This window comes from Sulfitobacter sp. PM12 (assembly GCF_045586035.1).
Lineage (GTDB): Bacteria > Pseudomonadota > Alphaproteobacteria > Rhodobacterales > Rhodobacteraceae > Sulfitobacter > Sulfitobacter pontiacus.
Map to the genome: position 1 here is coordinate 2,334,461 of NZ_CP151529.1, position 13,012 is coordinate 2,347,472.

Below are 13,012 nucleotides of genomic sequence, written 5' to 3' on the forward strand. Positions count from 1 at the left end.
CTTAACCGTTGGTGGACACTTCAACCTTGGTCAGATCCGTCAGCGACGCGCCAATCAGACGCAGCGCCGACAACGACATGCGGCTCCCGCCCGAGGCAGGCCCATCCAGCGGGATCAGTTCAACCGTAGAGGATTTGCCCGTCGCGGGGTTCGTCACGCGGCCCTGCATTTCCGATTTCACCAGCGGTGTTTTCATCCAAAGCCCCGGCTCTGTCGCGCTGCCAAGCGAGGCGACGGTGGTGCCCAGCGATTTAGCCCCTGCCGCAGCAGGTTTTGACGCCTCGGCGCGTTGTTCGGCCGTGGTGGTGTCAAGCGCATCGGCTGTGCGTGCCCCAGCAGGCGGACGGGCAGCCGCGGTGGCGGAGGACAGGGACGCCTCTGCACGCGCCTCGGCCTCGGCCGTGGGTGGGGCTGCGTCCGCCCCGCGTTTGCCCAAACCCAAACGATCCGTTACGCCCGCACATCCGGCCAGAGCAACAACAGCGACACCTAGAATAATATAATGTTTCATGGGTTAAATCTAACGCTCCGCCCCTGCCGCTTCAATCTCCTAAATGCTACTTGCCCCGGGATGGGCCGATGTTTACCTATGGGATATGAATGCACCTTTGATTGACCCGTTCGCCCGCGCTATCACCTATCTGCGCGTCTCTGTCACAGACCGCTGTGACTTTCGCTGTGTTTATTGCATGTCCGAGAATATGAATTTCCTCCCCAAGAAGGAACTTCTGACCTTGGAAGAGCTGGATCGGCTGTGCACCAACTTTGTCGATCTGGGTGTGCAAAAGCTGCGCATCACCGGCGGTGAGCCTTTGGTCCGCAAAGGCATCATGACCTTCTTCGACAGCATGACCCGCCATCTGGACGCCGGCACGCTGAAAGAGCTGACGCTGACCACCAATGGCAGCCAGTTGGAACGCTATGCCGCCGATCTTTATGCTGCGGGCGTGCGCCGTGTGAATGTCTCGCTTGATACGCTGGACGATCAGAAATTCGCCGACATCACCCGTTGGGGGCGTCTGCCGCAGGTGCTGCGCGGGATCGACGCGGCGCAGAATGCCGGGCTGCGGGTCAAGATCAACGCCGTTGCGCTGAAAGGCTTCAACGAGGCAGAACTGCCGTCGATGACCGCATGGTGTGCGGATCGCGGGATTGATCTGACCTGGATCGAGGTGATGCCCATGGGCGACTTGGGCAACGAAGACCGCTTGGGCCAGTATTGGTCGCTCAAGGATGTGCGCCGCACCTACGAGGAACATTACACCGTCACCGATCTGGCTGAGAATACGGGCGGCCCTGCCCGGTATGTCCGGCTGGAAGAGACCGGCCAGAAAATCGGCTTTATCACGCCGCTGTCCCATAATTTCTGCGAAAGCTGCAACCGCGTACGGATCACCTGCACCGGTGAAATCTACATGTGTCTGGGGCAGGAAGATGTGGCCGACCTGCGCGCGCCCTTGCGCAACCACCCCGATGACGACGCGCCCTTGAAAGACGCAATTCGCGCGGCGATCAACCTTAAGCCCAAGGGCCACGACTTTGATTATTCACGGCAAAAGCTGGATGGGCAGATGCCCCGCCACATGAGCCACACAGGCGGCTGACGCGACCGTGTCCGCGCCTTTCCTGTACCGCGCCTGGGTTCTTGCCAGCCGCTGCCTGATCCCCTTTGCCGCCAGCGCAGAGGCGCGCAAGCTGAACGCGCAAGACGTGCCCGCCGCCCGCGCGGGAGAGAAACGCGGCATCGCCACACAGCCGCGCCCAAGCGGCCCGCTGGTTTGGGTGCATGCGGCCTCCGTGGGCGAAAGCCTGTCGGTGCTGGCGCTGATCACCCGCATGGGGCACATTTTGCCCGACGCGCATTTCCTGATCACCTCGGGCACCGCGACCTCGGCCAGGCTGGTGGATCAACGTCTGCCGCCGCGCAGCTTACACCAGTTTGCCCCGCTGGACGCCCCCGGCCCGTTAAAGCGGTTCCTGGCCCATTGGCAGCCCGACGCCGCGATATTTGTCGAAAGCGAGATCTGGCCGCAGATGCTGCGACGGACCCACGCCACCGGCGCGCCGATGGCGCTGGTCAACGCGCGCATGTCTGACAAAACGGTCGAGTTCTGGGAGAAATGGCCCCGCACTGCCCGCTACCTGTTCGATGTCTTCACGCTGATCGTGACGCAGAATGACGCGATGGCGCGCAATATGATCCGCATGCATGTCCCCGCCGATCGTGTGTCGCCGGGCGTGAACCTGAAATCCATGGCCGGCCCGCTTCCCGTCGATGCACAGGCGTTGGCGTCTGCGCGCACAGCGCTTGGCGGGCGGGCGGTCTGGGTCGCCTCCTCCACCCACGAAGGCGAAGAGCGCAGCGTTCTGGACGCGCATAAGAAGCTGCTGCGCGAGATCCCCGATCTGTGTCTCATCCTCGCCCCCCGCCACCCCGAACGCGGCGACGCGGTAGAGGCGCTGGTTCAGGACGCGGGGCTGACTGCGCAGCGCCGCAGCCGTGGGGACGCCCCCGGGGGGCAGGTCTATCTGGCCGACACGTTGGGGGAATTGGGCCTTTGGTACAGCCTGTCCGATGTCGTGTTTCTGGGCGGATCGCTGCTGCCCATTGGCGGGCATAACCCGTTCGAGGTGGCGCAATCGGGTGCCGCCGTGCTGTCGGGCAACCATGTTGCGGCCTTTGCGGAAACCTATGCCCAGCTCGAGGCTGAAGGCGCTGCGCGGATCGTGGCGGATGGCGATGATCTGGCCACCCGCGTTGCCGCGCTCTTGACCAAACCGGACGAGCTGGCGACGATGACCGCAGCCGCTGCCCGCTTCATCGCGGCACAAGATGACCAGCTTGATGCCATCGCCAGCCGTCTGATCACCACATTGAACTTGGATACCCCATGACGCACCCTCTTGCCCGCACCGATGTGATCGCGCCGAATTTCAAACGCAGGCTCAGCGGCGTCACGGCCACTGTGATGCGGCTGGTGCCGGTGCAATCGCGCGATATCTCTATCGCGGCAACGGGCCCCGTCGTGCCTGATGACGTGCCGCAGGTGCCGCTGGCCTCACTTGTGACCATGTCGCGCCGCGGGCCGTCGCCGTCGGGCTGGCGGGTCTGGCACGCGCGGCGCAACGTCGAGATGCTGGGCGGGCTGGCGCTGCGCTATCTGCTGGGCAAGCGGCTCAAGCTGATGTTCACCTCGGCCAGCCAGCGCGAACAGACCGGCCTGACGCGCTGGCTGATCCGGCGGATGGATGCCGTGGTGGCGACCTCGGACCGGACCAACGCCTATCTGGAAAACCCCGGCCATGTGATCATGCACGGGATCGACACCGAAGGCTTTGCCCCCTCGCCCGACCGCGCCGCCCTGCGCGCCGAGCTCAAGCTGCCAGTGAACGCGACGCTGGTGGGCTGCTATGGCCGTATCCGCGCCCAAAAGGGCACCGATGCCTTTGTCGAGGCGATGCTGCCGATCCTGCGGGACAACCCCGATGTCGTCGCCCTTGTGATGGGACGCGCGACCGAGAAATACGAGAGCTTCGAGAAGGGCCTGAAAGACCGCGCCCGCGCCGAAGGGCTGTCGGACCGGATGCTGTTCCTGCCAGAGGTGCCTGTGGGCGATATGGCGGATTTCTACCGCGTGCTCGACCTTTACGTCGCCCCCCAACGGTGGGAGGGCTTCGGCCTCACCCCGATCGAGGCGATGGCCTGCGGTGTACCCGTGGTCGCGACCCGTGTGGGTGCCTTTGAAAAGCTGGTGGTGCAAGGTACGACGGGCCTGCTGGTGGACCCCGATGACATTCCCGCGCTCGAGGCCGCGACGCGCGATGCGCTGTCCGACCGGACCCGTCTGGCCGCATGGGCAGAGGCCGGGCGCAGCTATGTGATGTCGGATTTCTCTATCGCGCGCGAAGCGGCGGCGCTGGTCAAAATCTATCGCAAGCTGCTGGCGGCATAGGGCGCGGGTTTCCCCCCGCCCCATGCCTGTGTGATCAGCCGATGGGCATGCGTTGTTCGGCGATACCCGCCCACCAGCTGCAGCCTGCGGGAATGATATCGTCGTTAAAGTTATACATCGGGTGGTGCACCATCGCGGTGTCGCCATTGCCGACCAGAATATAAGCACCGGGCCGCTCTTCGAGCATAAAAGCGAAATCCTCGCCCCCCATGACCAAAGGTGCTTCGTCGCATTGACCCGAGATGCCGCGCGCGACATCCGCCGCGAATTCAGTCTGTTCGTCGTGGTTCACCATCACCGGATAGTTGCGCACGTATTTGACCTTTGCTGTCGCGCCGAAGGTTGCCGCGATGCCTTCACAAATCTCTGTCACGCGCTTTTCAGCCAGATCGCGCAGGTCATTGGACAGGGTGCGCACGGTACCCAACAGATTCACCCGCTGCGGGATCACGTTGAACGCCTTGGACGAGGATTCGATCGAGGTGATCGAGACAACGATATTGCCCACGGGGTCCGCGTTCCGGCTGACGATGGTTTGCAGCGCGGTGATGATATGTGCGGTGACCACACCGGTATCGATGGTCTCGTGTGGTTTGGCCGCGTGGCCGCCCAGACCCTCGACTTCGATTTCCAGCAGGTCGGTGGCTGCAAAGAACGGGCCGGGGCGGATGCCGAATTGTCCCGCGGGAATGCCGGGCCAGTTGTGCATGCCATAGACTTCCTGAATGCCCCAGCGTTCCATCATGCCGTCCTTGCACATCTCGCGCCCGCCACCGCCGCCTTCTTCGGCAGGCTGAAAGATCACCACAACAGTCCCGTCAAAATTCCGTGTCTCGGCAAGATACTGCGCCGCGCCCAACAGCATCGCCGTGTGGCCGTCGTGGCCGCAGGCATGCATCGCATTGGGCGTTTTGGAGGCATAGTCCAGCCCCGTCTGTTCGTGGATCGGCAGCGCGTCCATATCGGCACGCAGCCCGATGACCTTGCCCGAGGTGGTGGCATTGCCCTTGATCACGCCGACAACACCGGTACGCCCGATGCCTTCGACAACTTCGTCACAGCCGAAAGCGCGCAGTTTCTCGGCCACGGTGGCAGAGGTGCGATGCGTCTCGAACAGGATCTCGGGGTGTTCATGCAAATCACGTCGCCATGCGGTGATGTCGTTGTGCAATTCGGCAAATCGGTTCTTAACGGGCATTTTTCGAAGTCCTTGAAGTCTGTGAAAAAAGGGAACGCGCAGCGCCCCTTTCGGGCAAAGCCGGCGGCTAGGCTGGCAATCTTGTTTCAATCATTTCCGCGAACCAGCTACAACCTGCGGGGATCGCGTCATCGTTGAAATTATACATGGGGTGGTGGACGGTCGGACCGTCGCCATTGCCCAGCATGATATAGGCACCGGGGCGCTGGTTCAGCATATACGAGAAATCCTCTCCGGCCATGATCGGCGGCGTGTCGCGGTCCACACCGGGGGCGATATTCTCGGCCACATCGGCGGCATAAGCGGTGTTCGCGTCAGCGTTCACGGTGATGGGATAGCCGCGCGCGTAAACGATGTCGACAGTGCATTGGTGGGCGGCGCAGGTGTGGGTCACGACAGCCTCCAGCCGGTCCTGCACCAGATCGCGAACGCCCGCATCCAGCGTGCGGACCGTGCCGCGCAGCCGCACGGTTTGCGGCAGGACGTTGTGGCTGTCGGTATCGGACCGCAGGGTACAGACCGACACGACAGCATTCTTGATCGGATCCACGTTGCGTGCGGCGATGGATTGCAGCGCGACAACGACATGCGCCGCGGCAAGGTTGGTATCGATCGCCTCGTGCGGGGCTGCGGCATGGCCGCCCTGCCCGGTGATGATGATGTCGAACTCATCCGCCGCCGCCAGTAAAGGGCCACTGCGGATCGCGAATGCGCCGACGGGATGGCCGGGCATATTGTGCAGCCCGTAGACCTCGTCGATGGACCAACGCTCCATCAGGCCTTCCTCGACCATGACGTTGCCACCGCCGCCGCCCTCTTCGGCGGGTTGGAAGATAAGCACTGCCCGCCCGTCGAAATTGCGCGTTTCTGCCAGATATTGCGCGGCCCCGAGCAGGATCGCGGTGTGCCCGTCATGGCCGCAGGCATGCATCTTGCCCGGCGTTTTGGACGCATACTCAAGCCCCGTCGCCTCGGTGATGGGTAAAGCGTCCATATCCGCGCGCAAGCCAATGCTGCGCCCCGAGGCATTGGTCTTGCCCTCGATCACCGCGACGATGCCGCTTTGCGCCACGCCGGTGGTGATATCGGTGATGCCAAAGCTGCGTAGCTTCTCTTCGACGAAAGCCGCGGTCTGCGGCAGATCGAATTGCAGTTCGGGGATCGTATGCAGGTGACGCCGCCACGCGGTGATGTCGGCATGGGTTTCGGCAAAGCGGTTCTTGATCGGCATCGCGGTGCGTTCCTTTATGTGTCTAGACGTTCGGGCCCAGGATCATCGGGCTTCCATCGGTGAAACGTGCAAGGCGAAAGCGGGTCAGATCGTGCCCGGCGCTTTGCCCCGTGGCCAGACGCGCCAGAACCCGGCCCATGCCCGGCCCGATACCAAAGCCGTGCCCCGACATGCCCGTGCCGATGGTCAGCCCCGGCAGTGCTGCCACAGTATCCACGACAGGTACAATGTCAGGCATGGTGTCGATCATCCCCGCCCAGGCAGATTTCAGCTTTATCGGCCCCAGCTCGGGAAACATTGCTGAAAAATCACGCAGCAGGCGGCGGATCTTGGCCATATTGGGCGTGGGGTTAAGGATGCGCATCGCCTCGAATGGGGATGGGGTATCGGCCTGCCAGCGCCGCTTGGTCGTCCAGGCATCGGGAAAGCCCTTGGGCGCAAAAGGGTGAAGCCGTTGACCAAAGGGATCGGCGCGCAACTGGGTCAGGTAGTGGGGCAAGGCGCGAAAGGCGTCAGGGCCCACAAAAAGCTCGGGCGCGCCGGGAGGGGCCAGCGTATAGCCGCCATCCTCGCGCCGCCGGAACGCGACCCGCCCGTCCGACACCGCCCCTGCGTAAATCTCAGGCAAGCTTTCGGTCGCCGCCACATTTTCGCGCACCGACAGCTGCGGCATAGAGATACCGTGATTGCGCAGGAACAGCGCCGACCACGCCCCGCCTGCCAGCACCACCTGCGACGACGCGATACGCCCCTGTTCCGTGATCACCCCGGCAACCCGCCCCGCCGCGATATCCAGGCAGCGCACGGCGCAATTCTCGATGATCTGAACGCCCTCTCGCGCGGCGATACCGGCGAGAGCGGGCACCGCGACCCAAGGCTCCGCCCGCATGTCCGACGGGGTGATCAGCGCGCCGATCTGAGGTGTGGCAAGGCCGGGGAACATGGCGGAGACCTCGGCCGCCGTCATCATCCGGCTGTCCGCGCCATTGGCCCGCGCATGGGGCAGCCAGTCTTCGTAGCCCGCAAGCTGTGTCGGCCTTTGCGCCAGATAGGCGATGCCGCCCTGCCGCAGGCCGATATCCACGTTCGTTTGACCTGCAAGTTCGCGCCAGAGCGCCTGCGCCTCGGCCATGATCGGCATCTCGTCAGGGTCGCGCCCCTGTTGCCGGATCCACCCCCAGTTGCGGCTGGATTGTTCAGCGGCGATGCGACCCTTTTCCAGCAAGGTGACCGAGTGACCCTCCCGGGCGAGGAACAGCGCCGTGCAGACCCCGATGATCCCGCCGCCGATAACGACGATATCCGACGTCGCTGGCTGGGGGCCGGGATAGGTGACGGGGGTGGTCGTGTGGATCGGGAAAGGCTGCATGGGTCAGGCTTTATATTGCGTGGGCGTCGCGGGCAAAGCAGGCCTGGATCGGGGGCCAGCCCCCGGTGCCGCGCTGCGGCCCCTCCCCCGGGATGTGATGCCATTTGGCAGAAGGGGGCCGCTGCGCTGTGTCATTTCAAACGGTCAAGCAGGTCGCGCATGAAGCTATGGCCGGCCTCGAATTGCGCGACTTCGATATATTCGTTGGGCTGGTGCGCCTGTGCGATATCGCCGGGGCCGCAGATCACCGCGCTATACCCGGCTTCCTGGAATTGTCCGGCCTCGGTCCCGTAGGAGACCTTGTGGCTGGCATTGTCGCCGGTGATCTGGCGCACGAATGTTTCAGCCAGCCCGTCTTTTTCGGGTTGTAGTGCGGGGACGTCGAAACGGGGGGTGACCTCGATATAGGTTTCGGGGACGACCTCTTGCATCTGCTTTTCGACCTCGCGCACCTTCTCCAGATAGGCGGTGCCCCAGGCGTCTTTGTCTTCGCCCGGCACGACGCGGAAATCCATGGCGAAGTGGCAATCCTTGGCGGTGATATTATGCGCTGTCCCGCCCGAGATCACGCCCACATGGGCGGTGGTAAAGGGCGGGTTGAACATCGCGGCTAGCTCGCTGGGTTTGCGGGCCATGTTCTCGGTGTTCACCTCATTGGCCCATTCGATCAGCTTGGCCCCCGCCATGATCGCGTTGACGCCTGTGTGCAGGAGCGAGGAATGCACCTCGAAGCCGACCACATGGGTGTTGAAGCCCGCGCCGCCCTTGTGGCCTGTAACGGCCTGCATGGTGGAGGGTTCCCCCACGATCACCAGCGCCCCCTTGGGCAGCACCGGTTGCATCGCCTCGATCATCGGAGGGGCACCGGTGCAGCCGATTTCCTCGTCAAAGCTGAGCGCGATCTGGAGCGGGCGTTGCACGTCGGCGTAATGCGCTTCTACCAGTGCCCAGATGGCCAGCGCATCAAAGCCCTTCATGTCGCAGCAGCCGCGCCCGTAATAGCGCCCGTCCCGTTCGACCACGGTGAAAGGGTCGCTGTCCCAGGGCTGGCCGTCCACCGGCACCACATCGGTATGCCCCGACAGAACCACCGCGCCCTCTTCCCACGGGCCCACATGGGCGAAAAGCGCATGTTTGGGTTGATCGGGGTGGATATAGCGATGGGACGCGATGCCGTGGCTTTCAAGGTAATCGGCCACCCAGTCGATCAGCGGGATATTCGTATCCCGCGACACAGTGGGAAAGCTGACGAGTTTTTCCATCAGCTCGAACGGGGTCATGCGCGCAGTCATTTATGTGGTCCTTTAGTATCCGCTATCGGTGATCAAGACCTGATGGCCGGGGGATACGGTTTTGTAAACAGAGGGTTCCGCGACATAGCTTGTCGGATGGATCGGGGACGGGATCGGCTTGAAGTTCAGCTCGCTTTCCTTTTTGCGACGCCGTGGATCGGCGATGGGGACGGCTTTCATCAGGGCCTGTGTATAGGGGTGCTGCGGGTTTTCAAACACCTGCGACCGCGTGCCCATTTCCACGATCCGGCCCAGATACATCACGCCGACGTGGTGGCTGACCCGTTCGACCACAGCCATATCGTGGCTGATGAACAGGAAGGACAGCCCCATTTCCGCTTGCAGCTCCAGCATCAGATTGACCACCTGCGCTTGTACCGACACATCTAGCGCCGACACGGCTTCATCCGCGACGATCAGCTTGGGGTTCAGCGCTAAGGCCCGCGCGATGGCGACGCGCTGGCGCTGACCACCTGACAGCTCGTGCGGGAAGCGGCGCATGAAGCTGCGCGGCAGTTCCACACGGTCAAACAGCATCTCGATGCGTTTGGTCAGTTCGGCCCCTTTGAGCGTGCCATAATTGTGGATCGGTTCAGCCACCTGATCCGATAGCTGCATCTGCGGATTGAGCGAGGCAAACGGGTCCTGAAAGATCATCTGCATGTCCAGCCGCGCCTTGTGCAGGCCACGTGAATCCAGTGCCATGATGTCTTTGCCATCGAGGTTGACCTCGCCCGACTGGGGGTCGACCAGCCGCAGCAAGGACCGCCCCGCCGTAGATTTCCCGCAGCCGGATTCCCCCACAAGGCTTAGCGTCTGGCCCTTGTTGATGGTAAAAGACAGGTCCTCGACCGCATGGACATTGGCGACGGTGCGGCGCAGGAAGCCGCCCAGCACCGGAAAGCGCGTGGTCAGGTTCTTGACCGTCAGCAGCGTTTCCTCTGTGCCCTTGATGGGTTTGATCTCTTTATCCGCAGTCCCGAGCAGTTTCATCGGTTCGGGATAGGGTTTGCCGCGCATCTCGCCCAGCTTGGGGACGGCGGCCAGCAACGCCTTGGTATAGGGGTGTTGAGGGTTTTCGAAGATTTCCTCGACCGTGCCTTCTTCGACCTTGTTACCGCGGAACATGACGACGACGCGATCGGCCATCTGGGCGACAACGGCCATGTCATGGGTGATGAACATGACGGCGGTGCCGGTCTCGCGTTTCAAGCGGTCGATCAGCGCGAGGATTTCGGCCTGAATGGTCACATCCAGCGCGGTGGTGGGTTCATCCGCGATCAGCAGCCGCGGCGAACAGGCCAGCGCCATGGCGATCACCACACGCTGGCGCATCCCGCCCGACAGCTCGTGCGGGTATTGTGCAAGACGGCGGGCCGGTTCGGGGATACGAACCTGGGTCAGAAGCTCCAGCGCGCGGGCCTCTGCCTGCGCCTTGGACATGTTCTTGTGCAGGCGCAGCCCTTCGGTCAGCTGGCGACCGACGGTAAAGACCGGGTTCAGCGCTGTCATCGGTTCCTGAAAGATCATCCCGATCTCATTGCCGCGAATATCGCGCATCACATCCTGATCTGTGCGCGCCAAATCGACAGCGGGATCGTTCTGGCGCTCAAATAATAGGCACCCACCCGCAATTTTTCCGCCGCCGAACTCGACCAGACGCATCAGCGACAGCGAGGACACCGATTTACCCGAGCCGGATTCGCCCACAACGCAGACAGTTTCACCCGCATTGATGTCAAAGCTGACGCTCTCCACACCTAGAACGGGTCCGTCCTGGGTTTGAAATTCGACCCTAAGCTCTTGAATTTGCGCGATTGGTGTCGGCGTTGCCTCGTCTAGCATGGTATTTTCCAGCGCTTCTCGTTTAATCAATTTGACGACGCTAAGGCACTTCGTCATCTGGTGTCAAATCGGTCCAAGGGACCGCTAACATCCGCTGCTTTGGAGGCTTGCATTTTTTTTCAAACCTGTTTCGATGCTTCGACGTTATTGGCGTGGCTGGAAAAACGGGCGTTTTGGCGGGCATCCCTGTCTGTCGCAGCACCCTGCCCCCGGCCGTGATCAAGATTGACGTTTTTGGCATTGCCAGAAAAGACAGACCATAAAAAAAGGCACCTCAAAAAACCAACGGTGTCCAACAAGGAGTAAGCTATGAACATGAAAACCCTGTTACTGGGAGCCGCGGCTTCGGTAGCGATTGCCCCCGCCGCATTCGGCGCCGCCCACGAGGGCGAGCGTGGACGCGACGGCGAGGTGAAAGTTATCTACTGGCAAGCGCCCTCGATCATGACCCCCTATCTGTCGGGCGGCACAAAAGACCTCGAGGCGGCGAGCCTCGTGCTGGAGCCTATGGGCCGCTATGACGAAACCGGCGCGTTGGTCCCCTATCTGGCGACCGAGATTCCCACCGTTGAAAACGGCGGCGTGGCCGAAGACCTGAAATCCATCACCTGGAAGCTGAAAGAGGGCCTGGTTTGGTCCGACGGCACGCCGGTGACCTCGGCGGATCTGAAATTCACCGCTGAATACTGTATGCACCCCGAAGGCGGCTGCGCGCAGGCGTCGAAGTTCGATGGCGTTGAAAGCATCGATATTGTGGATGATCTGACGGTTACCGTTCATTTCACCGACGCCAAGCCAAACCCTTACGGCCCGTTCATGGGCGCGCAATCACCGATCATTCAGGCCGCGCAGTTCAAGGACTGCCTGGGCGCGAAAGCCCCCGAATGTACCGAAGCCAACTTTAACCCCATCGGCACCGGCCCGTTCCGCGTGACAGATTTCCGTCCCAATGACGTGATCCAGATGGAAGCCAACCCCAACTACCGTGACCCCAGCAAACCCGCGTTTGCGACACTGACCCTCAAGGGCGGTGGGGATGCGAATGCCGCGGGTCGTGCGGTGATGGAAACCGGCGAATACGACTATGCCTGGAACATGCAGCTGGCCCCCGATGTGCTGGCGAAAATGGCCGAAGGCGGCAAGGGTCAGGCGATCTCTGCATTCGGGACATTGGTCGAACGGATCGAGATGAACCTGACAGACCCATCGCCGGACCTGCCAGAGGGCGAACGCTCCACCGTGGCGCATCCGCACCCGATCCTGTCGGACTTTAAGGTCCGCAAGGCGCTGTCCATGGCGATCGACCGTCCTTTGCTGGTCGAAGTCGGCTATGGCCAGGCGGGTCGCGCGACCTGTAACCTTGTGCCCGCGCCCGAGCTGTATGCCTCCGACAACACCGAATGTCTGACGCAGGATTTGGAAGGCGCGAAAGCCCTGCTGGAAGAAGCCGGCTGGACCGACACCAATGGCGACGGCATCCGCGACAAAGACGGTGAAAAACTGTCCCTGCTGTACCAGACCTCGACCAACGCTGTCCGTCAGGATTTCCAGGCGCTGATCAAAGACTGGTGGAATCAGATCGGTGTCGAAGTCGAACTGCGCAACCTTGATGCGTCGGTCTTCTTTGGTGGCGACCCCGGTTCGCCCGATACCTTCCAGAAGTTCTATGCCGACGTTGAAATGTACGCGAACAACTTTGACGGCACCGATCCGCAGGCTTACCTGTCTGCCTATCGCTGTGGCAACGAGCCCAAGCCTTCCAGCCAGTGGCAGGGTGAAAACATCAACCGTTTCTGCAACGAAGAATACGACGCGTTGCTGGACGAACTGTCGCGCACGGGCGAGTTGGACAAGCGTGGCGAGATCGCCAAGCAGCTGAACAACATCATCACACGTGACACGATGACCATCGTTCCGCTGGTCGACCGTGGTCGGGTTTCCGCTGCGTCCAACACTCTGGGCGGCGTGATCCTGAACACATGGGATTCCGAACTGTGGAATGCCGCCGACTGGTACCGCGTGAAAGAATAATCACGCCCAAGCTCAGAGGAGCACGCAGCGCGCGTGCTCCTCATGACTTGATGCCTGTGAGAATGTGTGCGAAATCGCGCCTCCCTTCGATTT

Annotated in this window: 10 protein-coding genes; 4 read left to right on the forward strand and 6 right to left on the reverse strand. The window is 62.1% G+C overall.

What is annotated here, in order from left to right:
• Nucleotide 1: 1 nt before the first annotated feature.
• The gene (locus AADW22_RS11450; RefSeq protein WP_037944481.1) at nucleotides 2-511 is read right to left on the reverse strand and encodes a hypothetical protein; all 510 of its coding nucleotides are present in this window, start codon (nucleotides 509-511) and stop codon (nucleotides 2-4) included.
• 85 nt (nucleotides 512-596) lie between these two features.
• Here AADW22_RS11450 and moaA point away from each other — a divergent pair, with 85 nt between their 5' ends.
• Genes moaA through AADW22_RS11465 form a run of 3 tightly spaced genes read left to right on the forward strand, consistent with a single transcriptional unit; the run spans nucleotide 597 to nucleotide 3,953 of the window.
• Nucleotides 597-1,604, forward strand: a complete 1,008-nt coding sequence (gene moaA, locus AADW22_RS11455) for a GTP 3',8-cyclase MoaA (protein WP_005854034.1) — start codon at nucleotides 597-599, stop codon at nucleotides 1,602-1,604.
• A 7-nt stretch (nucleotides 1,605-1,611) separates the two neighbouring features.
• Nucleotides 1,612-2,895 (forward strand): 3-deoxy-D-manno-octulosonic acid transferase, encoded by a 1,284-nt coding sequence (locus tag AADW22_RS11460; protein WP_407473747.1) that lies wholly within the window; start codon nucleotides 1,612-1,614, stop codon nucleotides 2,893-2,895.
• On the forward strand, nucleotides 2,892-3,953 hold the full coding sequence (locus AADW22_RS11465; protein WP_005854038.1) for a glycosyltransferase family 4 protein: 1,062 nt from the start codon (nucleotides 2,892-2,894) through the stop codon (nucleotides 3,951-3,953). The genes AADW22_RS11460 and AADW22_RS11465 overlap by 4 nt, the downstream gene beginning before the upstream one ends.
• Nucleotides 3,954-3,987: 34 nt before the next feature.
• On the opposite strand, the gene AADW22_RS11470 is transcribed toward AADW22_RS11465, so the two are convergent.
• The 5 genes from AADW22_RS11470 to AADW22_RS11490 all read right to left on the reverse strand — a co-directional run bounded on the left by AADW22_RS11470 (nucleotide 3,988) and on the right by AADW22_RS11490 (nucleotide 10,888).
• Nucleotides 3,988-5,151 (reverse strand): M20 aminoacylase family protein, encoded by a 1,164-nt coding sequence (locus AADW22_RS11470; protein ID WP_005854046.1) that lies wholly within the window; start codon nucleotides 5,149-5,151, stop codon nucleotides 3,988-3,990.
• Nucleotides 5,152-5,218: 67 nt separating this feature from the next.
• Complete coding sequence (locus AADW22_RS11475) at nucleotides 5,219-6,382, reverse strand: M20 aminoacylase family protein (RefSeq protein ID WP_407473748.1); 1,164 nt, start codon at nucleotides 6,380-6,382, stop codon at nucleotides 5,219-5,221.
• A 22-nt stretch (nucleotides 6,383-6,404) separates the two neighbouring features.
• Nucleotides 6,405-7,751 (reverse strand): FAD-binding oxidoreductase, encoded by a 1,347-nt coding sequence (locus AADW22_RS11480; protein ID WP_132997288.1) that lies wholly within the window; start codon nucleotides 7,749-7,751, stop codon nucleotides 6,405-6,407.
• 131 nt (nucleotides 7,752-7,882) lie between these two features.
• Entirely contained in the window at nucleotides 7,883-9,043 is a 1,161-nt protein-coding gene (gene argE / locus AADW22_RS11485) for an acetylornithine deacetylase (RefSeq protein ID WP_407473749.1), read from the reverse strand.
• A 12-nt stretch (nucleotides 9,044-9,055) separates the two neighbouring features.
• Nucleotides 9,056-10,888 (reverse strand): ABC transporter ATP-binding protein, encoded by a 1,833-nt coding sequence (locus tag AADW22_RS11490; protein ID WP_407473750.1) that lies wholly within the window; start codon nucleotides 10,886-10,888, stop codon nucleotides 9,056-9,058.
• 309 nt (nucleotides 10,889-11,197) lie between these two features.
• Here AADW22_RS11490 and AADW22_RS11495 point away from each other — a divergent pair, with 309 nt between their 5' ends.
• Nucleotides 11,198-12,919: a peptide ABC transporter substrate-binding protein gene (locus AADW22_RS11495; protein ID WP_005854055.1), complete on the forward strand. Its 1,722-nt coding sequence runs from the start codon at nucleotides 11,198-11,200 to the stop codon at nucleotides 12,917-12,919.
• Nucleotides 12,920-13,012 lie beyond the last annotated feature (93 nt).